Annotated in this window: 16 protein-coding genes; 6 read left to right on the top strand and 10 right to left on the bottom strand. The window is 45.5% G+C overall.

From position 1 onward, the window contains the following. Nucleotide 1 precedes the first annotated feature (1 nt). On the bottom strand, nt 2-1,228 hold the full coding sequence (locus EQU50_RS07945) for a hypothetical protein (RefSeq protein ID WP_130154588.1): 1,227 nt from the start codon (nt 1,226-1,228) through the stop codon (nt 2-4). 545 nt (nt 1,229-1,773) lie between these two features. On the opposite strand from EQU50_RS07945, the gene EQU50_RS07950 reads away from it, so the two are divergent. Then, complete coding sequence (locus EQU50_RS07950) at nt 1,774-3,240, top strand: AAA family ATPase (RefSeq protein WP_165380404.1); 1,467 nt, start codon at nt 1,774-1,776, stop codon at nt 3,238-3,240. Between the two features lie 55 nt (nt 3,241-3,295). Then, nucleotides 3,296-5,473, top strand: coding sequence for an SF1B family DNA helicase RecD2 (gene recD2 / locus EQU50_RS07955; RefSeq protein ID WP_130154590.1), 2,178 nt, complete (start codon nt 3,296-3,298; stop codon nt 5,471-5,473). A gap of 20 nt (nt 5,474-5,493) precedes the next feature. Here the strand turns inward: recD2 and EQU50_RS07960 are convergent, their stop codons facing one another. From EQU50_RS07960 to EQU50_RS07970, 3 genes are all read right to left on the bottom strand, one after another. Beyond that, nucleotides 5,494-5,937 carry a 23S rRNA (pseudouridine(1915)-N(3))-methyltransferase RlmH gene (locus EQU50_RS07960; protein ID WP_130154591.1) on the bottom strand — a complete coding sequence of 148 codons (444 nt, stop codon included), beginning with the start codon at nt 5,935-5,937 and terminating at the stop codon, nt 5,494-5,496. A 134-nt stretch (nt 5,938-6,071) separates the two neighbouring features. Continuing rightward, nucleotides 6,072-6,446: a ribosome silencing factor gene (gene rsfS, locus EQU50_RS07965; protein WP_242508848.1), complete on the bottom strand. Its 375-nt coding sequence runs from the start codon at nt 6,444-6,446 to the stop codon at nt 6,072-6,074. Beyond that, nucleotides 6,446-7,804 carry a DEAD/DEAH box helicase gene (locus EQU50_RS07970; protein WP_130154592.1) on the bottom strand — a complete coding sequence of 453 codons (1,359 nt, stop codon included), beginning with the start codon at nt 7,802-7,804 and terminating at the stop codon, nt 6,446-6,448. The genes rsfS and EQU50_RS07970 overlap by 1 nt, the downstream gene beginning before the upstream one ends. 235 nt (nt 7,805-8,039) lie before the next feature. Here EQU50_RS07970 and EQU50_RS07975 point away from each other — a divergent pair, with 235 nt between their 5' ends. The 4 genes from EQU50_RS07975 to EQU50_RS07990 all read left to right on the top strand — a co-directional run bounded on the left by EQU50_RS07975 (nt 8,040) and on the right by EQU50_RS07990 (nt 14,036). Then, nucleotides 8,040-9,872 carry a sensor histidine kinase NtrY-like gene (locus EQU50_RS07975; RefSeq protein WP_165380405.1) on the top strand — a complete coding sequence of 611 codons (1,833 nt, stop codon included), beginning with the start codon at nt 8,040-8,042 and terminating at the stop codon, nt 9,870-9,872. Between the two features lie 21 nt (nt 9,873-9,893). Beyond that, a complete protein-coding gene (locus EQU50_RS07980) occupies nt 9,894-11,324 on the top strand; it encodes a sigma-54-dependent transcriptional regulator (protein ID WP_130154594.1) in 1,431 nt (476 codons plus the stop codon). A 12-nt stretch (nt 11,325-11,336) separates the two neighbouring features. Further along, the gene (gene trkA, locus EQU50_RS07985; RefSeq protein WP_130154595.1) at nt 11,337-12,713 is read left to right on the top strand and encodes a Trk system potassium transporter TrkA; all 1,377 of its coding nucleotides are present in this window, start codon (nt 11,337-11,339) and stop codon (nt 12,711-12,713) included. A gap of 174 nt (nt 12,714-12,887) precedes the next feature. After that, nucleotides 12,888-14,036 carry an ISAs1 family transposase gene (locus EQU50_RS07990; protein ID WP_130153184.1) on the top strand — a complete coding sequence of 383 codons (1,149 nt, stop codon included), beginning with the start codon at nt 12,888-12,890 and terminating at the stop codon, nt 14,034-14,036. A gap of 140 nt (nt 14,037-14,176) precedes the next feature. Here EQU50_RS07990 and EQU50_RS07995 read toward each other — a convergent pair whose 3' ends face one another. The 6 genes from EQU50_RS07995 to EQU50_RS08020 all read right to left on the bottom strand — a co-directional run bounded on the left by EQU50_RS07995 (nt 14,177) and on the right by EQU50_RS08020 (nt 22,021). Further along, complete coding sequence (locus tag EQU50_RS07995; RefSeq protein WP_130154596.1) at nt 14,177-15,220, bottom strand: hypothetical protein; 1,044 nt, start codon at nt 15,218-15,220, stop codon at nt 14,177-14,179. 141 nt (nt 15,221-15,361) lie between these two features. Then, a complete protein-coding gene (locus EQU50_RS08000) occupies nt 15,362-17,059 on the bottom strand; it encodes a hypothetical protein (protein WP_130154597.1) in 1,698 nt (565 codons plus the stop codon). A gap of 201 nt (nt 17,060-17,260) precedes the next feature. Beyond that, nucleotides 17,261-18,604, bottom strand: a complete 1,344-nt coding sequence (locus tag EQU50_RS08005) for an SPOR domain-containing protein (RefSeq protein ID WP_130154598.1) — start codon at nt 18,602-18,604, stop codon at nt 17,261-17,263. Then, nucleotides 18,604-20,352, bottom strand: coding sequence for an arginine--tRNA ligase (gene argS / locus EQU50_RS08010; RefSeq protein WP_130154599.1), 1,749 nt, complete (start codon nt 20,350-20,352; stop codon nt 18,604-18,606). The genes EQU50_RS08005 and argS overlap by 1 nt, the downstream gene beginning before the upstream one ends. Before the next feature lie 238 nt (nt 20,353-20,590). After that, a complete protein-coding gene (gene lipA, locus EQU50_RS08015) occupies nt 20,591-21,487 on the bottom strand; it encodes a lipoyl synthase (protein ID WP_207216343.1) in 897 nt (298 codons plus the stop codon). A 57-nt stretch (nt 21,488-21,544) separates the two neighbouring features. After that, nucleotides 21,545-22,021, bottom strand: a complete 477-nt coding sequence (locus EQU50_RS08020; RefSeq protein WP_130154601.1) for a hypothetical protein — start codon at nt 22,019-22,021, stop codon at nt 21,545-21,547. Between the last annotated feature and the right edge of the window lie 402 nt (nt 22,022-22,423).

The raw sequence follows: 22,423 nt of genomic DNA on the forward strand, positions 1-22,423 counted from the left end.
TTTACAGCGACGTTTCGTATTGATTCCCGTCATTGATAAGGACAACGGGAAGGTCAAAGGCCTCAGCAATTGCCAAAAGGTTGACAACATAAGGCTGTTTTTGGAAAGCGTTAAAATTACTCAAAGGGCAGCGCAGGAAAACGCCATGGATCAGGACCTCCGCCGTTCCTCTTTTAGGGTTTAAAGCGACCTCGTTGTACCAAGACTTCTCCACAATCCTTTCTTTAAGACCTTTGAGAAGAGCCTGTGCAGGAGTATCATTTGCTATTATTTGCCTCAGGGCTTGAAGCGACTGAGGGGTTATTCTACTTTGAGGAATCCCCATGGCTTTTGCTGTTGCTATTATCTCTTCGTCGGAAATTTTCTGTTCTTCGGATTGTCTCTCAGAAATTGGAATAGCCTTTGCCATTCCCTCAGGAACGACCTTTTCTGATGGCATAAGGTTAGTTAAGCTAAGCAAACGATGTTTCTTAAAACGTTCCCCGATTTCCCACTCTCCAACAGTCCCACCACGAACAGCCGTAAATACAGCTTCCATCGTATCTGTTAGAGAAGATGATGCCGATGCTACTGGTGGGTAAAAATCTTTGTCGGTAGGGCTGTGAATATCTTCCTTGCCACAAAATATGTAATTTTCAGCAGGTGCGCGCAAAACAAAACCGGCATTCCCGAAAGTTGCCGTTAAATTTTGACTGATGACAGAGGCGGAAACGATTGTTTTCTTGTGAAAGAAATAAGGGTAATAAGGGATGAACGCATCTCCCAAAGGGACCCCATGATTCAACTGATTGCTGACAAAATCATCTAAAGAATTACGATCGATTCCTTTGACCAGATGCTTTAGTTCAAGGCCATGGACCAAAAGCTGCCATTCTGGCAACCTGTCGCCTCTTTTGTAAGTTGTTAAGTCTGAAAAATTCGCCGGATCCCAACTTCTTAAAACGGCAGCAGTTGGTGCGGGATATTTGTTGTGTTCTAACCTTTGGATTGAATATTTTTTGCCTGTTGGTAAAGGCAAATCGTAGCCTGTCGGCCATGTTTGAGTTATAGCTGACCCCCTCATGTTAATTTGCCCTTTGCCTTCCCGGATTATACAGGCTGTGAGTTCTGCCTTTTTTGAAGCAGCCGCAGAAGAAGCAGCAAGGTCTGAATCTGACATGGAACTAGCGTTCCCGCCCGTATTTAAGATCATTAACAAAACAACTGGTATACATAATTTGTAACGCATTACTAAAAAAACCTTATATGTAAGAGAAACGTTAGCGGACTGTGATGCATTCTGCAGGCTTTATCCATACGTAATTTATGATTAGGTATGTTTTAATATTCTGAAATCTCTTTGTTGAAAGCATTGTTTTCTAAAGGGTTCAATAATTTTCCTGTCGTCTAATTGATCAACAGGCTGAATTCGTGTAATACGGAGGAGACTGGCATTCTACACGAAAAAGATGATGCATAAGAATTGAACTCTTTCTGCTTATACCCGGTAGAGTTCAAAAAAACGGCCAATCCCAGTCTGCATGCCACTAAAAGCTTTAACGGCATAACTAAACTGGCACTTTCTAGGGGGGAAGGAGCGGTGATTTGCTTAAAAGAAACGGATATACCTTTATCAAGTACAGTGACAGCAATTCCAGTGAGTTATTTGTAATCACAGATTTATATACAAAATTCGAATCATTTTGGAATTTTTGAGGTCTGCGCATAAATGACATTTGAACGGTTTGCGCAATTTTTTATTGGTTGTTCAGACTGCGCATGTTATGCATATGTATGAAATGGGCAAGAGTTGAAAATCCTATGATTTCTTTTATTGGTCGTAAAGAAGAGCTGGCAAGCCTTAATCGGATGAGCAAAATGCATGGGCCTGGACTGGCTGTCATCAAAGGACGACGGCGTATCGGGAAAAGTCGACTTATCGAAGAATTTGCCAAAGACAAAATATTTTTCAGTTTTTCTGGCCTGCCTCCTACAACAAATGTGACTGCCCAAAATCAACGAGATGTCTTTGCCAGAGAGTTTGCTCAAATTTTTAAGTTGCCCCCTCTATCCTTTTCTGATTGGAGCGACGCCTTCAATCATTTAACAAATTATATTACCGAAAAACCAACGGTGATTCTATTTGATGAAATCTCATGGATGGGTTCAAAAGATCCAACATTTGTAGGGAAGCTTAAAATTTGGTGGGACCTTTACCTTCAACATAAGCCAAGCTTAACGTTAATTTTTTGCGGTTCGGTCTCCACATGGATTGAAAAAAATATCATCAATAGCACAGCGTTTTTTGGACGTATTTCCCTAAAAATTACCCTGACACCTTTCTCTCTGCCAGAATGCGGGCAATTTCTGAAATCCATTGGTTTTAAAGGATCGCCCTTTGAAATTTATGAAATTCTTTCTATCACTGGGGGGATTCCTTGGTACCTTGAAAAAATCATCCCTTCTGAAACCGTTGATACCAATTTGAAAAATTTGTGCTTTAAAAAAGACAGTATTTTTGTTCAGGAATTTGATCGCATCTTTCATGATTTGTTTGATGGACATGGCAAAACCCATAAGGAAATAGTTCAGGAGTTAGGTGCCGGGAATAAGACACTGGCTGATTTGCGAAACGCACTCAATTATCCTCGTAGCGGTACTTTCAGTGAGATAGTTGGCGATCTTATAACGTCGGGTTTTGTCACGAAGCATTACCAATGGTCTATTAAAACTGGTGCCATAAGTAAACAAAGCATTTATCGACTCAGCGATTGTTATTTACGCTTTTACCTAAAATACATAGAACCCAACCGGCAAAGAATTGAACAAGGTAGTTTTCAAGATGTGGCCCTCAGGCAGCTTCCTGGTTGGGAGGCGATAATGGGGCTTCAGGTGGAAAGCCTGCTTCTTGAAAATCGCCCTCTTTTACTGAAATCTATTGGAATCAATCCCGCAGATATTGCAAATGACAATCCATACCTTAGGCAACAAACAACGCGACATCGTGGGTGTCAAATTGACTACTTAATTCAAACAAAGACCCACACCTTGTATATGTGCGAATTCAAATTTAAACGTCGCGATATTGGACCAGAGATTATTGATTTGATGAAGGATAAGGTATCTCGTTTTTCTCCCCCTTCTGGATTCGGGGTGGCGCCAGTCTTTTTCCACTTAAGCGATGTCTCTGAGTTTGTTTACGACAAAAACTATTTTTATAAAACGATCAATATCGCAGATTTACTGGAATCTCTTCTTTGAAAACCACTGCTTATAAGTGCTACAAAGGGTCAGTATAAACTTTTACTGATAGCTTATGGTAACGTCAGCTCCAATCCTTCACGTTGAAACTATCGCCGGTCTGGTTGAAAGGGTAACTTTTCACAATGCCGAGACGGGCTTTGGCGTTTTAAAAGTGCAGGTGAAGGGAAAGAAGGATTTGGTGACCCTGATTGGGCATACTCCGGCCATTGCAACGGGGGAGTTTGTTCAAGCTTCTGGCTCCTGGATTCATGATCGCCAGCATGGCCTGCAGTTCAAGGCGCAATCCCTGACCGTGACGGCCCCTACAACGCTGGAGGGGATGCAGAAATACTTAGGATCTGGCATGATTCGGGGCATCGGCCCTGTCTATGCTAAAAAGTTGCTGGCCGCCTTTAAAGAGAATGTTTTCCAAGTTATCGAAGAAACGCCAGAACGCCTTTTGAGAGTTCCTGGCATTGGCCGCTCCAAAATGGAACAAATTGTCAAAAGTTGGTCCGATCAAAGGATCATTCGCGACATTATGGTGTTTTTGCACAGCCACGGCATCAGCACCAATCGATCGGTCAGAATTTACAAGACGTATGGCGCCAAGGCCATTCAGGTACTATCCGAAAACCCATACCAATTGGCCAAAGACATTCGTGGAATTGGCTTTGTCAGTGCCGATCAAATCGCGGCAAATTTAGGCATTGAAAAGACGTCGTTGATACGGGCCCGTGCTGGTTTGTCCTACGCCCTCACGACAGCCATGGAGCAGGGTCATTGTGGTTTGCCAAAAGATAAATTGATGACTTTATCCGAAAAGCTTTTGGAAATCCCGCAAGATATCATCGATCAGGCTTTAAAGCTGGAATTGACTCAAGGCGACATTGTGGAGGAACTGGTGGAGGGGGAACAGTGCATCTTTTTAAAGGGCCTTTTTTTGGCTGAAAAAAATATAACCAGCCGTTTATTGAAACTGCAGAAAGGCCAGCTTCCTTGGCCTGCCATCAACCCCGTTTTGGCCATTCAGTGGGTTGAACAAAAGGCAAACATTTCCCTGTCCGATACACAAAAACAGGCGGTTGAAAAGGCGATCGCCTCTAAGCTTTTGGTCATTACCGGCGGGCCAGGTGTGGGAAAGACCACCTTGATTAATGCCATTTTGAAAATACTGGCAACCAAAAAAACGCGCATTGCCTTGACGGCCCCCACCGGCAGGGCGGCTAAAAGGCTCAGCGAGGCAACAGGGCTTGAGGCCAGAACCCTCCACCGTCTTTTAGAGACCAATCCGACCCAGGGGGGGTTCAAAAGGGACGAAGATTATCCGCTGGATTATGATCTGGTGGTGGTCGATGAAGTATCCATGGTTGATGTGCCGTTGATGAATGCGCTTGTCAAAGCGTTGCGCCCCTCGTGCGCCCTTTTCCTGGTGGGCGATGCCGATCAATTACCCTCGGTCGGGCCCGGGCAGGTGTTGGTCGATTTGATTCGATCAGAAACTTTGCCCGTGATTCATCTGACCGAAATCTTTAGACAGGCGCAGAACAGCCGCATCATCACCACCGCCCATGCCATCAATCAAGGCCGCATGCCTGATTTGGCCGTTCAAAGCCTGGACAGCGATTTTTACTTTATCGAGGCAGAGGAGCCTGAGGGGGCCTTGGATAAAATGCTGAAACTGGTCACCCAGCGTATTCCGAAGCGGTTCAAGCTTAATCCGTTGTCTGACATTCAAGTGCTGTGCCCCATGACCCGTGGTTTGGTGGGTACCCGTAATATGAATGTGGAATTACAAAAGATTTTGAACCCCCCTTCACAGGCCAGCATCAATCGATTTGGATGGTCGTACAGTGTGGGTGATAAAGTCATGCAGATTCAAAATAACTATGACAAAGAGGTTTATAACGGCGACATCGGCTTTATCCAGTCGATTAATATGGATGATGCGCAATTGACTATCAGTTTTGATAATCGCCCTATTGATTATGAATTTGACGAGTTGGATGAGATTATTCTGGCCTATGCCACCACCATCCACAAATCACAGGGGTCAGAATACCCGGCTGTTGTCATTCCGTTAATGATGCAGCACTTCACCATGTTGCAAAAAAACCTGGTTTATACGGGCATCACCCGGGGTAAAAAATTGGTTATCTTGGTGGGGCAAAAGAAGGCCTTGGGCATGGCCGTGAAAAACAAGAGTCATCTGAAGCGCACCTCCACGCTGTTTACGCGATTGACGGCTTAGGTGGGGGGTCTACTCACTTATTAATCCCGATGATAAGGGTGCCCGCTGTCAATTTGCTGACATCGATAAAGTTGTTCTATTAACAAAACTCGAACCAATAAATGGGGCCAGGTCATGGCGCCAAATGCCAAAGAAAAGTTTGCCCGTTGCTTGATTTTCTCGTCCAGGCCATCTGCACCACCAATTAGAAAAACACACCGTCTGGTGGAACCCTCCCGTTGATTCAAATAATCCTTGAATCCTCGGGTTGTCAGTGTTGCCCCTTTTTCGTCCAAACTGATCACATGATCGTCTGGTTGGACAAAGGTCATCATCAGGTCGGCCTCTTGCGATGATGTCGCGTGCCCCTTGGGGACAATTTCATGTATCAAGGGCGGAGGGGTCAGGCGTTTGTAAAACGCGTCAAACAAAGCCTTTTCAGGGCGGTTTTTAAGGCTGCCAATGGCAATGATGGCTTTTTTCATTTACCCCCCTCTTCGTCATCCCCGTGAAAACGGGGATCCAGAAATACAACTGGATTTCCGCCTACGCGGGAATGACAACGGATACAGTTTGGAACAGCCATACGATGCATCTATTGATTATAAGGAAGAGAAATTTAGGCAACGATAAGGTCTGAAGGAACTTGTGCGCCAGACCACATTTTTTCCAAATTATAAAACAGGCGGATATCGGGCTTAAAAATATGGACCCAAACGTCCCCTGCATCCACCAAAACCCAATCTGCTTGGGCCATGCCCTCCACAACAGGTAAAATGCCTCTTTGCTTTAAACTCTGGCTGAGGGTATCGGCCAGGGCGCCAACTTGTCTGCCAGAGGTGGCTGATGCAATTATCATATAATCAACGATGGCTCCCCTATCCTTTAAGTCCAGGATTACAATATCAAGAGCTTTTCTATCGTCTAGAATCTCGGTTATCAACTCTATCAATTCAGGTGGAGATAGCGTTACCATTTGAAGTTCATTCAGCATTATTGAGTATCCTGGGCTGCGGTGGCCATTTCATTAAGTTGGAAGGTTGTTAACATAAACGCTGGCACAAAGTCGCCAAATCCTACAACTGAGTCGAAACCAAAATCGTCCTGACTGGGGTGTTTTTTGTAAGGCATGCGATCGTTTTCTCTCGGCCGTGGGGGTTGTTGTTGTTGTTCTTTTGTTCTGTTGGGCTGTGCGGCCACCCTTGGCACAGGTTTTTCCAAAACCTTAACAGGGGCTTCCCATTCAAAAGGTTCCAGTTTCTGATCGATGGACTTTTCAACAGCCTGCCAAGCTTTTTGGTCATGAGGGCTGACGAGACTAAAGGCAATTCCCAATTGGCCAGCCCGGCCTGTGCGGCCAATACGGTGGACATAATCTTCCGGTTGATGGGGAATGTCAAAGTTAACAACCAGGCTTAAATTTTCCACATCCAAGCCACGGGCAGCTATGTCGCTGGCAACCAAGATTTTGATGACCCCTTCTTTGAACTGCTTGACCGTTTCGCTGCGTGCTGATTGAGCCAGGTCGCCATGCAATGCAGCCGTTTGATAGCCATATTTTTTTAATGCCGTCAGCAGTAAGCTAATATCTCTTTTACGATTACAAAAAACGATACACTGTTCATCCTTGGCGAACTTTTCCAGAACATACCGCAAAGCTTCGCGTTTTTCTAAGGGGCCAACCTTTAAGAAATACTGCTTGATCGTCGCTGCAGTCCGATTTTCTGGTGTTATATGAATATGTTCAGGCGTTTTTAAATACGTATCAGCAAGTTTTTTGATCTCATTCGGGAACGTGGCACTGAATAATAAAGTTTGCTTTTGAGGGGGCAAGGCCGCCATCAAACGGTTGATGTCAGGAATGAATCCCATATCTAACATGCGATCCGCTTCGTCAATAATGACATACTGAATTCCCAGCAACATGATTTGACCCCGTTCAATAAGGTCAAGCAAGCGCCCAGGGGTCGCAATCAAGATATCGACTCCGCGGCCTAAAATCTTTTGCTGCTCAAGCATTGATTCCCCGCCTACCAACAAAGCAGCTTTTAAGGGCACGTCCGCCGTAAAAGCCTGAAAACTTTGCATAACCTGTAAGGCAAGTTCCCGTGTGGGTTCCAAAATAACCGCCCGTGCCAAGCGCGCGCGACCAGGCGTATCAAGCAATTTTTGGATCAAAGGTAACAGAAATGACGCTGTCTTGCCGGTGCCCGTTTGGGCCGATGCTAAAACGTCTTTACCTTGCAAAACATGGGGGATGGTTTGTTGCTGAATAGGCGTTGGGGTCGTATACCCTATTGTTTCAAGGGTTTTACATAAAGCGGGCGAAAGGCCCAATTCCAAAAAGTTCATGAATAGATTACAATTGTGTTTCTAAAAAAATTAGCTTCTAAGGTCATATGTATGTCTAGCCTGGTCTATTGTCAAGGACGAGATTAATTTATTGTCCACTTGTTTCAACAAAGTCTTAAAATTTGGTCACTTTTAGCATAGAGTGGTATCTCCTAATCAACATTTGAGGAACGGCACAATTTTTTCAGTTGAAAAATGGTATAATTGGCTCATTACCCTGTCACGGCATTATAATTTGTCGCGCAAGCTTCCTTTTACCCTAAGCTTGGCAGCGCTTTTATCGGGGATAGGAACGCACTGGGCTTTGACTCACAGCGCAGGTCTTACTGATAAAACGCGTCTTGTTTTGCCATTTATTTATTTAGATGTGTTGTTATTGCTTTTGCTGGCAATTGTTATTGCGAAGAGACTTACTGAGTTGTGGCTGGAAAGACGCCAGGGGTTGGCGGGCTCTAAGCTTCATGTCCATATAGTAACCTTATTTTCTCTGGTCGCTGTAACGCCTGCCATTTGTGTTGCCGTCTTTTCGGCAGGGTTTTTTAATTCAGGCATTGAAGCTTGGTTTGGCAAGCCGGTAAAAGACGCCCTGCACGAAGCCCAGGTTGTTGCCGATGCATACTTAAGGGAACACCAAAAAGCCATTAAGATTGACGCGCATTCTTTGGTTAACAAACTGCGTCCCCAAGTTGATACATACCTGCAAGATCCCGTTCTCTTTTCCCAAGTTTTAAGCGACGAGGCGGACGAACGCGGTTTGGGTGAATTATTGGTTTTCAATGGTAAGGGAGTGGTCTTGGCCCGTTCTTATTTGACCTTTGCTCTGGAATTAGAGAAAATTTTATTTTCTGATTTTGATAAGGTTCGCAACGGCGAAATTGTCGTGCGCGAGGGAAAAGACCGGGTTAGGGTTTTAATCAAACTGGATGCCTTAAGCGACACCTACCTGTTTGTAGGTAAATTAATTGACCCCACAGTTTTATCGCACCTGAGTCAAACCCAAAAGGCCATCCACGACTATTACCAGCTGGCCCAGCAACATTCGGGGGCCCAACTAACCTTTGTTGTCTTTTTTGCCCTCATCTCCTTGCTATTATTGTTGGCCGCCATTTGGGCTGGTTTGACCTTGGCAAACGTTTTGGTCAGACCAATCAGTCGGTTGGTGGCCGCGGCCGAGGCTGTTAGTCAGGGAAACCTTTCTGTAAAGGTTGAGGAGGAATTCTTAAATAATGAGTTAGACGGCTTGACGCGCTCCTTCAATCATATGACGCGTCGATTGCAACAACAAAACCAAGATCTCATCATCAGTCAACGCAAATCGGCCTGGGCTGATGTTGCCCGCAAAATTGCCCACGAAATAAAGAACCCTCTGACCCCCATTCAGTTAGCAGCAGAACGTTTAAAAAGACGATATTTAAAGGAAATTACCAGTGACCCCCAAACGTTTCGAAACTGTATTGATACGATTATCCGCCAAGTTGGCCAGATAGGTAGCCTCGTCAATGAATTCAGTGCTTTTGCCCGTATGCCTGAACCTAAGATTATAGCGTCCAATTTTACAGAGCTGGCTCAGCAAACATTCTTTCTTCAAAAGCAAGCTTATCCCCACCTGGATTTTATTTTTGAAAGTTCACCAGATTCGATCATATGGCCTTGCGATACCCAACAGATGAGCCAAGTCATAACCAATTTGCTACAAAATTCAGTTAATTCCTTAACAGAAAAATCCAAGGATGTCCTTGATTGCCGAGGGCAGATCCTCTTAAAGCTTAAGCTGCTTGACGAACCCGTCACAGTCCGACAAGGTGCAAAATCCCAACGGACAGAGGTTCAGATAAGCCGCAGATATAAAAAACGCTTGTATGTGCAGGTTGAAGATAATGGACCTGGATTTCCTAAAGAAGGACGTGATCATTTGATAGAACCTTACTATACTACCCGTGAACAGGGGACGGGGCTGGGCTTGGCTATTGTATCAAAGATCGTAACTGATCATAATGGTCAGCTGCACCTGGGCGACAGTAAGTTGGGTGGGGCCTGTGTTCAATTAGTATTTGATGAACCCGAATAAATAATTAAGAGAGAAAGAAAAATGTCCCAGGATATTTTGATTGTTGATGATGAATCTGACATTCGCGAATTGATAGCCGGAATCCTAAGTGATGAAGGCCATACAACGCGCATGGCAGCCGATGGCCTGAAAGCCTTAGAGCTTATTAAGATGCGCCAGCCAAATTTGGTGGTTTTGGACGTATGGTTGGGCGATAGTGAACGGGATGGCTTGAAAATTTTAGATATTATCAAACGGGACCATCCTTTTGTTCCGGTCATTATGATCAGTGGACATGGAACAATTGAAACGGCCGTATCAGCCATGAGAAAAGGTGCCTATGATTTTCTGGAAAAACCCTTTCAGACGGAACACTTGTTACTGGTTGTTGAACGGGCTTTAGAATCAGCGCGCCTTAAACAGGAAAACCAAGAGCTTAAAATTAAAGCCCGCACCACGTCAGGTATTGTTGGGAACTCATCAGCCATCTACAACATTCGGCAAACTATCGCTAAGAATGCCCCAACCAATGGGCGGTGTTTTATTTCAGGTCCTTTAGGCGCTGATAAGGAATCGATTGCGCGTGAGATTCATACTTTATCGAAAAGGGCCCAGGCGCCATTCGTTGTTGTGAAGTGTGCATCCCTTCATCCGCAGAATTTAGATGTGGAACTATTTGGGGCAGATATCACAGGTTTATCAGCCGACACGCCGCGAAAGATTGGTTTGTTGGAAAAAGCCCATGGGGGAACCCTTTATTTTGACGAGATAACGCAACTGCCTCTGCCTATACAAGCGAAGGTTGTGAAGGCCATTCAGGAAAATGCTTTCTATCGTGTGGGCGGGGAAAAACCCATCGACATTAACATACGTTTTCTTGCCAGCAGCTCAGAAAATGTGATGGCCCTGATTCAAAATGGTCATTTCAGGGAAGATTTGTATTATCGCCTTGGTGTGTCCCACCTGATCATCCCTTCCCTTCAAGAACGGGTGACCGACATTCCACTGCTGGTGGAATCGTTTATGGAACAAGCGGCGGCGGCCAAAGGGGTTTTGCCTAGACGTTTTAGCCAAGAGGCGCTAGTGATGCTACAATCCTATTCCTGGCCTGGTGATTTGCAGCAGTTAAGTCACGTTATTGACTGGGTTCTTTTAATGGCGACTGGCGAGGCCCGTGATCCTATTGAGACTCATCAATTGCCCACCGAGATCGTTCAAGGCAACCGCTTTGTCAACAACTGGCAGCAAAAAACGGCCGATATTGTGGTTTTGCCGTTAAGAGAGGCTCGCGAGGCCTTTGAAAAGGATTATTTGTTGGCGCAATTGCAGCGGTTCGCGGGGAACATTTCGCAAACGGCGCGGTTTGTTGGTATGGAACGATCAGCCCTTCATCGCAAGCTTCGTGCTTTGGGTGTTCATGACCCTAAGGGATCTGAAAAAGACGCTGATGAGCACCAAGAGATATCGGCTTAGGAAAGTGTAGCCATGAAAGTTATTATTTTAGGTGGTGGGCAGGTGGGGTACAGTATTGCCCGGTATCTTGCTTTTGAAGAAAACGACATCACCATTGTCGATCAATCGGCCGATTTGTTGCGAAAGATTAGTGATAAAATTGATATTCAACCCGTCGTTGGTTTTGCCTCGCACCCCGATGTTTTGAAACAAGCCGGGGCAGAAAATGCTGACTTGTTAATTGCCGTGACCGCCTCTGACGAAGTCAATATGGTGGCCTGCGAAGTGGGACAATCCATTTTTCAAATTCAAACCAAAATTGCGCGTGTCCGCCACCAAAGCTATTTGAAGCCCGTTTGGTCTGACATATTCCACCCCAGTCGATTGGCGATTGACGTGATTATCTCACCAGAAGTTGAGGTTGCTAAGTCCCTTTGCCGAAGCGCCCAGGTTGCGGGGGCATTTGAAGTTATTCCGCTGGTGGGTAACCATGCCAAAATTATCGGGGTCAGGTGTCATCATCAATCGCCCCTTATCAACACGCCGTTGCGTTTGTTGCCGGGGTTGATTGCTAGCACTGAAATGCATATTGTTTGCATTGCCCGGGGCGATCAGGCGTTTTTGCCCGATCAAAATGATATCCTTCAGTCGGGGGACGAGGTTCATTTTATCGCAACGACGCAAGACATTGGCCAGGCCATGATCGCTTTTGGATACCAGGAAAGTGAGGGGCGTCAAATGCTGATTGTGGGGGCGGGAAGCATCGGGAAAACGCTGGCCTTACAAATTGCGGAAACACAACCTGATGTGGTTGTAAAGATCATCGAAAAAGACCCGGAAAGGTCTGAAACGGCGGCGCGGCTTTTAAAAAATGCTGATGTTTTGTGTGGAGATGCCCTGGATTATGACATTTTGAATGAAGCCAGCGTTCATAACTGTGAAACGGTGGTGGCGGTAACTGATGACGACAAGGTTAACATTTTGGCCTCTTTATTAGCCAAGCGATGTGGGGCCGGTCGTGCTTTGGCGCTTTTAAACAATGTCCACCATGCCTCGCTTGTGACGTCTCTGGGCGTTGATGGGGTTATCAACCCCCGTTCCATAACAGTTTCCAGTATTCTGCAATATGTCCGCCGTGGACGCATTCGGTCTGTGCATACGTTGGGCGATGGCCATGTGGAGGTTATTGAGGCCGAAGCGCGTGAGACCAGCCATATCATCGGTTTGACTGTTGATGATGTCACCATCAAAGGCTCCATCATGATTGCGGCTATTGTCCGCGATAAAGAGGTTTTATTGGCCCCATCAAAGGTGATTATCAGTGTGGGCGATTCTTTGGTGATTGTCGCAAGAAAAGATGCGGTTAAAAAGGTCGAAAAGCTATTTTCAATCCGCCCTTCTTATCTTTAACGTTTTAGGCGAGGCCATCCTGATTTGGCTTTTGGCTGCCTTGAGAATCATGGCGATTGCACTGAAAATTAGTTTAGTATTCTAAAAATTATTTCCTAATTTTTTATTCGGCTTTTCTGCTGTTCTATCCGTTGTTATTATTCTTTTTTCTCAATAAAGAAAAAGGAAACAGGGATGCAGTTATCAGATACTTTCCTCAAACATTTTGAACCTCTTGCCGATCCTCGTATTGATAACCACAACAAGCTTCACAAATTGCACGATATCTTGGTAATAACAATATTGGCCACAATTTGTGGCGCTGATAACTGGGTTGATATTAGTGAATTTGGCAAAGCCAAATACGATTGGTTATCAACATTTCTCGAGCTGCCTAATGGTGTGCCATCTCATGATACTTTTGGCCGTGTGTTTTCCATACTTGACCCAGAGCAATTTGAATCCTGCTTTTATGCATGGATCAAGTCACTCTCTATCGATGTTAATTCTGAGATTATTGCTATTGATGGAAAAACGCTACGGGGTTCTGGCAACAGAAGAAAAGAGAAAAAAGCCCTACACATTGTAAGTGCCTGGGCAAGCAATCAAAGTCTTCTTTTAGGGCAAGTTAAAACGGATGAAAAATCCAATGAAATTACAGCCATTCCAAAATTACTCAAGATGATTGATGTTACTGGTAGTACAGTCACCATTGACGCCATGGGTTGTCAGCAGTCAATTGCTGAAGAGATCTTAATTCAAGGTGCAGACTACGTATTAGCTCTAAAAGATAATCAACCGAAGCTTCATGAAATGGTCAAGGCAATTTTCCATATAGGAGAATCACGTCAGTACAAGAAGATGCTTAATCGACGGAAAGTAGAGAAGATCCATGATCATGGTCGCATAGAAACACGTCGCTATACATTAGTATCAGCACGCGATCCGGCAGTATTTCAACTTCGTTGGCCTGGGTTAAAGGGTGTTGGCATGCTTGAAACAACACGCACAACTAATAATCAGGTTGAGCGTAGTACCCGCTACTTTCTAACAAGTTTAGCCTATGAAAATATTGATCAGTTTATGGTTGCTGTCAGAAAACACTGGAACATAGAAATTAACCTGCACTGGTCTTTGGATGTAGGTTTTAGGGAAGACCATAACCAGGTGCATGTTGGCCACGCGGCCAAGAATTTGGCTGTCATGAGACGTATTGCTTTGAATCTACTCAAGCAAGAAAAAACGAATAAACGAGGGGTGAGCTGTCGACGGAAGGTAGCAGGCTGGGACAACAAATACTTATTGAAAATTCTAACCGCTGACCACAATTTAAAGCGCGTTTGAGCGGATTGACTGATATAAACGGTAAGTCTTTTAAAGGGGAGGATAGTGTCTAAAAATAAAAAAAACAGGAAGTAGATCTCTCAAAACCTACAAAATCAAATCAATCTACAAAAGTTTGGGAAATAGCAGAAACCGTAATTTTAAAAACTAGGCTGAGGAGATGTCAGTGCAATCGCCATGCCTTGAGAATGATCAGCAGTTTTAAGTTGTTCAGTCTGTTTTTGTTGTGCTAATTGTTGTCTCTTTAACTGCGCTGTGAAGGAAAGGGCCGCATCAATCTCTGCAGAGATTATTTGTTGGTCCCGTCCAACATCGGCCATGAATCGATTGCTGTAAACAGAAATCGGAACCACCTTAACCCCTTCAGGGACTTTTTGCGCATTCATTCCAGACACAAAATTATCAATGCTGGAAGAGCCCCAGTCACCCTTACAGTTGTCAAGCAATACAGCCACATAGTTTGGGTTAGCCGTGGCCCCAGATGATTGTTGTGCCGCATAGTCAGCAGCAACGTATTTCGCAATTCCACTAGGCTTGTTTGGGGCGTAAATATAGTCTGTTACCGATAATCCAAGCCCTTTTACAAAATCGAGTTTTGGACCTTTTGAACCCAAAGGTAATCCCGAACAAATCTTGACAGTGGTGCCCATTTTTCTAAGAGCCTCAAGTGTTAGCTGGAAAGGAGTCGATTCTGGATACCGGTAACTTAATATTCCTGATTGGGAAAATAATCCCTCATGCAAAGAGGTGATGATGGAATATGTTGTTTGTTTGGTGGCATCGTCACCTCCTTTCCCTTGGATAATTGACCATACAACAGGGCCTAACATTCTGGAATTTTCTGCCGAAGATAAATACCTGAATGGGTAAGTTGTGCCATTACTTAGGGGAATCGTATATTCCTGCTGTGCCAACACATCATCGAAATCAAAGTAAACCATCAGCCGGGAACCTTTTAAATTATGCATTGCCACTATTTCCCCAACTCTATTTGGCAAGTGGCTTAAGTAAGTCAGTTCATAGGGAGCTGTCGGCAGGCCTTCCACTGGTTGCGATGATGACGATGATGAAGACGAACTCACAGGCTGAATTTCGCCTTTTAAATCAGCAGAACTGCTTGCCTGGGTTACACCAAAAGCCGCCCAAAATGCTAAAAGACCTAAGAACCCTGGCAATTTATACATTTTAATATGTCCCGTTATTATGATTATTTAAATTCATTAAAAGGTATCATAATTCATTATTCTTAATAAATCGTTAATTTACAGATTCCCGCTTTCGCGGGAATAACGACCAGTGTGTCTGACACCTGGGACCTGTTCCCTTTAACTGTTTTTCAGTATAAATGAATTCGTTGTTACCGTTATTTGCCCATTCCCACTTTTGCCCACGCTTAAAGGCACTGAAGGCGTTTTAAAAACAGATCCCAGATAATCTTTTGTTACCCCCAATTTCCAGTTGTAGGTGCCCGTCGGTAAAGAGGCGGACCCTGTCCAAGTGGGAGGGGTTCCGCCCGCCCAGCTTAATGGTACCCCATAAAATGGCTGTGTCGGGTCTAAGACATCTGATCCTGTCCCCGGCCAACCAACCTGAACCATCAGACCTTCTGAAGGGCCTGTGATATAGCTACCATTTGAATTCTTAGCATTTGTCGTAAAGGTAACGGATGTGCCCGTCGTTTGGTTTAGGGTCAGAGCGTAAGTGTTAAGTTGTAAAAAAACTGTTTTGTGACTAAACTTCAAGTTATACTTCGCCAATTGATTGTTCAAACCAGTTAAACTATCACCCAAATAGTTCGTAAAGCCTGTTGCCACGGTAAAGCCACTAGCTGGGAAAGCCGATGCAACAAGTCCATAAATCTCGATTTTCGTGGGAAGGATTAGTTCACGTGTTTGCTCACCTCCGGCCATATTTAAGCTGCCGCAAGATGATGCACTGGGGTTGATACCCAAACGCCAGATTCCATTCGGGCTAAATTTCACACCCTTCGCATAAATCGTTCCGTATCCCCCCAGGGTGGCATTTAACGTGCTCGTGTTTGTGCCAGCATCTGAGTAGCCCACGTAGATGTTTCCACGGCTAACAGGGCTTGCCCACTGGGCATCGTTATTAGCTGCCGTTCCACCAATAATCAAACTGCCCGCTTTAACAATCGTGTCACCCGACCAACCAGAATTGCATGTGTTCAACGTCAATGTTTGTGGACCATCCTTGATGAAGGTGTTTGAACTGGAACCACTAGCAAAATCGTTATTTGCATTCTGTCCTGAAGGGACATCAGCTGCGGCTGACGGATTCACGATGATCCCTCCCCCCGCCGCACTGGTTGTAAAGGTAAATTTGGTGTTTGAATTTACTATAGACACAGCCCCGCCTGATGTTGTGGCGGTATTACCCTTTCCATTAAACCCATCTCCGTCGTTAAAACGAGTGTCCGTCAAATTCACGTCTCCACCAGCATAAATAGCCCCACCAGTATTCACTGCTGTGTTACCCGTGAAAGTCACACGACCCGTCCCCCCAAGGGTCAGTCCACTGTCAGCGTACCCTATGGCTCCTCCGTTAATGGCACGATTACCCTTAAAGGTTACAGGACCTGTGGCATTAAATGTCACAGATTTATTAGTCCCATTAAAAATTGCCCCGCTTGCTGCCCCCCCAGGCTTAAAATCCATGAACGTCAAGTTAGAGAGATTTAGGGTGTTGCCTGACGTATGAAAAAGAGAATCATTGATGGCTGATCCTTGGCTGATTGTTGTGCCACCTGAAATACCTTTGATGGTAACTTGATCAAAGTTGTCTAAATAAATAACATTCTGCTCCGCATCATCCTTATCATCCTTTGATTTCTTGAATTTCAGAACGGGACTCTTGTTGGAAAGTTGAGTCGCAGCTGCCGCAAGTGCAGCCTTTAAGCTGGGATATTCTGATCCAGGGGGAGTTTGCAACTCCACCAAATTGACCCCATACGCCCCCGACAACGCCGACAGGCTGACGCCTAATAAAAATAAAGCGGTTCTCATGATAATTCTCCATAATAAATAGGTTTGTTTATTTTGATTATGGAGAATATTGTTTAATATAATATTAATGGCGAAAGGGTTTATTTATATGAAATAAATGAATGACCACGGAGAAAGAGCTCCCTGCAATGACGATTGGGAAGGCAGAGGTCAGGAACTTGGCACCTGACACCCCCCTGGTACCTGACTTCTTACTTGCCCCTAGGGAACCTGAATTACCCGGCACGAACTGCCAAGCTTGTTGCACTTTGACAAGGCGGTGTTTCGTTTTTGAAAGGGGCCAATCAAGGCACGGTAAACTTTTTTCCCATCAGCTGTCTCGAAAGCCTCCGTCCGATCGTCATAATCGGCCAGCTCGACCCGATGTTTTTTTCGTAACCGTTTCAGTTCTTCCGCAGCGGCTGCCTTAGTGGGTAAGGTTCCCAATTGAATGTAAAAGCCCGCCTCCGGGGTCGTTTTTGCAGCTGGAGTTGGTGCAACGGGGGCGACGTCGGCCTGGGGCGTGGGCGCAACGGGAGCGGGGGGAAGCGGTTGCGGTTGTTGCATTTGAGCCTGGTGTTGCGGCGCATAAACTGGTTGAGCCGCTTGGATGGGGGGATACGGCTGAGCACTTTGCGCGGGCTGAGCGGGATAAGGTGCAGCTTGGATTGGATTAGGTTGTGCTGGAGCAGTTTGTACAGGAGCCAGTTGTTGAGGTTGCGGGTAAGGGGCTTGCGCGGGCGCAGCAGGTCCACCTTGATATCCCTGCTGTTGCTGAGGATAAGCCGGTTGAGCAGCGTATTGTGGATCGTAATGCCCTTGTTCTGGTGCCTGCCCATCAAGGGGAGGAGCCGCCATCGGTTGTTCTGGTGGTGGCAACAATCGTTCAACTGGGGCCTCAGTGCCCGGGCTGATGCGCCCATAAATCAATTTATCTTGGTAAGGGATCTCTGATCCGCCAGGGTTTTCCGGCTTCACTTTAAAGGGGCCCGGTTCTGCCTCTATTAAAACGGGTCCATCAGGGCTGGGCTGGCTAAGCCAACGGTATCCAAACCAAAGAATAGACACCATCACGGTCAGGCCCATCAACGCGATAATGAATTTGAAGGGGGAGGGCCGCTCGACCCATTCTTCTGAATCGTCCGTTACCTCTTCCTGGTCATCTTGCCAGAACCTAAGGCCTTTCAGCTCGTCTGTGCGCGCTGGCCTTTTATGTCTGTTTTGGCTGTACCCATCCTGTTCGTAGGCATCTTGGCGCGAGGGGCGTAACGGACCGAAACTGGGGGGTTGAGCCTCCAAAGGAGGGGCAACCCTAAAGGATGGTTGTTGCCTTAACGGAGGTTGTTGCTGTGAGTAGGCGTCTTGCCTTAAATTCTCTTGCCTTAAAGGGGGCGCATAACTTCGGCTATCAAACCTGGGGTCGACATACTCTTGGGCATCTTCTTCTGGTCTTGGCCTGTCAGGATTGTGCGTGGGACGGGGCGTGGAATTTAAATACATTTCTTGTTCAAATCGTCGAAAGTCATTTTCAGCTTGATTTTTGCGTCCACCAAAAAAACGGGCCATTATCTCATCTCCTGTACTGGGGTAATTCCTAAAAGCTTTAAACCGCTGGCGATAACGGTTGCTGTTGCTGTAATCAAAGCCAAACGCGCCTGGGTTTGTGCAAAATCTTGCGGGTCAATGAATCGCAGATGGGTATGATCTTTTCCTTTGTTCCACAACCCATGGAACGTGGACGCAACATCATACAAGAAATTCGCGATTCTGTGGGGTTCCCGGGTTTGGGCTGCCACCTCAACCTGACGGGGCCAATTCGTTAATATTTTGATCATTGCCAATTCATAGTCATCTTTCAATAAATGTAAGGGCAATTCTGTAATTTTCAAGGTTAAACTAGGGAACATCTCACGGCTGTGACGCAACACCGATTGTATCCGGGCATGGGCATATTGAATATAAAATATGGGATTGTCGCGATTTTGTTCAATGACTTTGGCAAAATCAAAATCAATCGGCATGTCTTGGTGGCGCGAGACCATCATATAACGGGTGGCGTCTTTGCCGACACGTTCAATGACTTCCTTCAACGTAATAAAAGTCCCGGCCCGTTTTGACATGCGTACCGGCACGCCGTTATCAAGGAAGTTGACCATTTGGCAAACTTTGATCTCAACGGTCTTTTGACCGTCGGTTAGGGCCTTAACGGCAGACTGAATCCGCTTTACATACCCACTGTGATCCGCCCCAAAAATATTGACCAGGTGGTCGAACCCGCGATCCAGTTTATTATGGTGATAGGCAACATCGCCGGCGAAATAGGTCCAGGCACCGTCTGACTTGCACAACGGGCGGTCCACATCATCACCATAGGCGGTGGCTTTGAACAAGGTTTGGGGGCGGGGTTCCCAGTCGTCAATAACATGATCCTTAGGCGGCGCCAAAGTACCCTGGTACACATCACCTTTGGCTTGCAAAATATCCAGGGTTTTTTGAACTTGATTATGGGCCGCCAAAACCTTTTCAGAGGTGAATACATTCATGTGCACACCCAGGGCCTCTAAATCCTGGCGGATCAGGTTCATCATCTCGTGCACAGAAACTTCACGGAAAGAATCTAACCAGACTTCCTGTGGCTGACCCAGCCATTTGGGGCCATCTTGTTCGAAAATTTGTTTGGCCAATGGAACCAGATAGTCAGCGCCATACATATCAGCATCGAAATCAGCATCACTAATGGTTTCACCACAGGCTTGGCGATAACGCACATAAACAGACCGGGCCAGCGCGTTAATTTGTCCCCCCGCGTCATTTACATAATATTCGCGGCAAACATCATACCCAACTTTGGATAACAGGGCGGAAACTGTATCCCCCAAAACCGCGTTCCGACCATGGCCAGCGTGCATGGGCCCAGTTGGGTTGGTGGAGACGAATTCGACATTTACTTTTTGGTTCGCACCCAGGGCCGCATCCCCGTAATTGATGCCTTTTTCTAAGATGGTGGGGATCTGGGCCTGCCAAAATTCAGGCGATAAGGTTAAGTTGATAAAGCCAGGGCCTGCTACCTCAGCCTTGATAATCTCTGGCCGACCAAGCAGGCTCGAAGCAATACGTTGAGCCAAATCCTTGGGCGATTGCCCTAAAGGCTTCGCCAAAACCATAGCCGCATTGGTCGCCAAGTCCCCGTGGCTAGGGTCGCGGGTGGGCTCAATCGTTATCTTTTGCTGCCAATCAGAAGGCAGAAGATCCTCAGTGTTTAAAGCACGAATACTTTCAATGATATACGCATGGAAGACGGGAAATAGATTCATACACAGTCAAAATAAAAAACAACTTTTTCAAACATTACTATACCTCTTTCCAATGATTTTGCGAGAATTTTATGGCAGAGTTTTCGCGCAGAAACAAGGTGAAAAATCCGCGCATAGCCAGCTACGGAAGGATTTTGAACCGAAGGTTATGCGCAAAAAATCAAACAGAAAAAATCGTAAAATCATTAGAAAGAGGTATGCTACTGGAAGTCCAGCCACAACGGTTATTATTCTTGGGTTATAGAGTTGACCTTGCCTGCTTCAATTTGTTGAAATCATCACCGGCATGGTAGGACGACCGTGTCAGGGGGGATGCTGAAACCATCAAAAACCCTTTTCCGCGGGCCATGCTCGCATAAGAATCAAATTCAGCAGGCGTGATAAAGTCCATAACGGGGTGATGCTTGGGCGTGGGTTGCAAATATTGGCCAATGGTCATGAAATCTACGCCAGCGGCCCGCAAATCATCCATCACCTGATGCACCTCTGGTTTTGTTTCGCCCAATCCAACCATAATCCCTGATTTGGTGAACATAGTGGGGTCAATCCGCTTAACGTTATCTAACAGACGCAAAGAATGAAAATAACGCGCCCCCGGCCGGACCGAACCATACAAACGGGGAACGGTTTCTAAATTGTGATTGTAAACATCAGGCCTTGCCGCTACGACAATTTCAAGGGCGCCTGGTTTTCGCAAAAAGTCAGGGGTTAAAACCTCAATCGTTGTTTGGGGGGCCTGCAGGCGGATTTGCCTAATGACTTCCGCAAAATGATGGGCGCCGCCGTCGTCAAGATCGTCGCGATCAACCGACGTGATCACCACATGCGCCAACCCCAATTTGGCAACCGCGCTGCCAACCCGTTCGGGTTCATGGGGGTCCAACAGATCAGGGCGCCCCGTTTTGATGTTACAAAAAGCACAGGCCCGCGTGCACACATCACCCAGAATCATCATAGTTGCATGTTTTTTGGACCAGCATTCACCAATATTGGGGCAAGCGGCCTCTTCACACACCGTATGAAGTTTGTGGTCTTTAATTAAGGCCACCGTTTCATGGTATGTTGGAGAAACGGGCGCCTTGACCCGAATCCATTCCGGCTTTTGCAGTTTGACTTGGTTATGGGCAATCGTCACAGTAAATACTTGCTTAATCTTGTTTCTGCATATTTACCATATAATCCTTGTGACCTTCTAGCGATCATTCATCGGGATTTTAAGGCGCAGGTTACTGGTGTCTGGATGGCTGTTCAGTGGCAAAGAAGAATTCGGTTTGGATCCATACAATTCCTTGATTAATTCTAAATTAAAGTCTTCAGGCGCAAAGGTCTTTTCTCTTTTTCTTTTGGTTCTAAGCGCCCAGTCACCAACAATAACGTTGATCGCTGTTAGATGATCGAGAGAAACATCTCCTGCCTTGTGTGCTGTTTGAAGGTGAGAATAAAAATCGGTCAACGTCAAATTTTCTTGGTTAGTTTTGATGAAGGTTGTCACAGCTGTTTTTAGGTCATTTCTGTTTTCTAGTCCTTTGATGCCATCAAAAAACGTTTTATAGGCGGTCGGACCATAGGCAGGCTCCCCCTCACTTGTACTATCTGTGCAGGCAAAAAGGTTGGTTGACAGCAAAAGGCCCCCGATAAACAGCGACCCTACTTTCTGTGAAAATTTCATGATGAATCTCCCTTAAGTACAGAGATAAGTCACCATTGACTCCCTCTTCTTTTAATAAATTAAAACAAAGAAGTTTACATAAGGTTAACGAGATGCTTTAAGAACTTTAAGGCATAAAAATCCTGCAAAATGATCTGAATTGGGTATATGCAATGGATATCAGCTACAACATAACTTCTTGGTAAAATTTACAATTGCTCAAGTTTGTTAATAAGATCCATAAATCTGCTTATATCAAGATTGTTTTTAGCAAGCCATTTAGAGACTAAAACAAGGTGTACAAAACACCAATCACGGATACGGTTTGGATCTTGATCCAATATTCTGGGTGCGCCAAGCATGGTGCAGAGGTCCTTATTGAAGAATAAGGACGCTATAGTTTAGGTGGTGAGAGTCCACTGC

The organism is Candidatus Finniella inopinata (assembly GCF_004210305.1).
Classification (GTDB): Bacteria; Pseudomonadota; Alphaproteobacteria; order Paracaedibacterales; family CAIULA01; genus Finniella; species Finniella inopinata_A.

Excerpts from the sequence above, each read along its gene's own strand:
- EQU50_RS07950 (WP_165380404.1), top strand. The coding sequence starts at position 1,774 with ATGAAATGGGCAAGAGTTGAAAATCCTATGATTTCTTTTATTGGTCGT.
- EQU50_RS07995 (WP_130154596.1), bottom strand. The coding sequence starts at position 15,220 with ATGTATAAATTGCCAGGGTTCTTAGGTCTTTTAGCATTTTGGGCGGCT.
- EQU50_RS07980 (WP_130154594.1), top strand. The coding sequence starts at position 9,894 with ATGTCCCAGGATATTTTGATTGTTGATGATGAATCTGACATTCGCGAA.
- rsfS (WP_242508848.1), bottom strand. The coding sequence starts at position 6,446 with ATGCTGAATGAACTTCAAATGGTAACGCTATCTCCACCTGAATTGATA.
- EQU50_RS08000 (WP_130154597.1), bottom strand. The coding sequence starts at position 17,059 with ATGAGAACCGCTTTATTTTTATTAGGCGTCAGCCTGTCGGCGTTGTCG.
- EQU50_RS07945 (WP_130154588.1), bottom strand. The coding sequence starts at position 1,228 with ATGCGTTACAAATTATGTATACCAGTTGTTTTGTTAATGATCTTAAAT.
- EQU50_RS08020 (WP_130154601.1), bottom strand. The coding sequence starts at position 22,021 with ATGAAATTTTCACAGAAAGTAGGGTCGCTGTTTATCGGGGGCCTTTTG.
- EQU50_RS07990 (WP_130153184.1), top strand. The coding sequence starts at position 12,888 with ATGCAGTTATCAGATACTTTCCTCAAACATTTTGAACCTCTTGCCGAT.
- EQU50_RS07970 (WP_130154592.1), bottom strand. The coding sequence starts at position 7,804 with ATGAACTTTTTGGAATTGGGCCTTTCGCCCGCTTTATGTAAAACCCTT.
- EQU50_RS08005 (WP_130154598.1), bottom strand. The coding sequence starts at position 18,604 with ATGGCCCGTTTTTTTGGTGGACGCAAAAATCAAGCTGAAAATGACTTT.
- argS (WP_130154599.1), bottom strand. The coding sequence starts at position 20,352 with ATGAATCTATTTCCCGTCTTCCATGCGTATATCATTGAAAGTATTCGT.
- EQU50_RS07960 (WP_130154591.1), bottom strand. The coding sequence starts at position 5,937 with ATGAAAAAAGCCATCATTGCCATTGGCAGCCTTAAAAACCGCCCTGAA.
- trkA (WP_130154595.1), top strand. The coding sequence starts at position 11,337 with ATGAAAGTTATTATTTTAGGTGGTGGGCAGGTGGGGTACAGTATTGCC.
- recD2 (WP_130154590.1), top strand. The coding sequence starts at position 3,296 with ATGGTAACGTCAGCTCCAATCCTTCACGTTGAAACTATCGCCGGTCTG.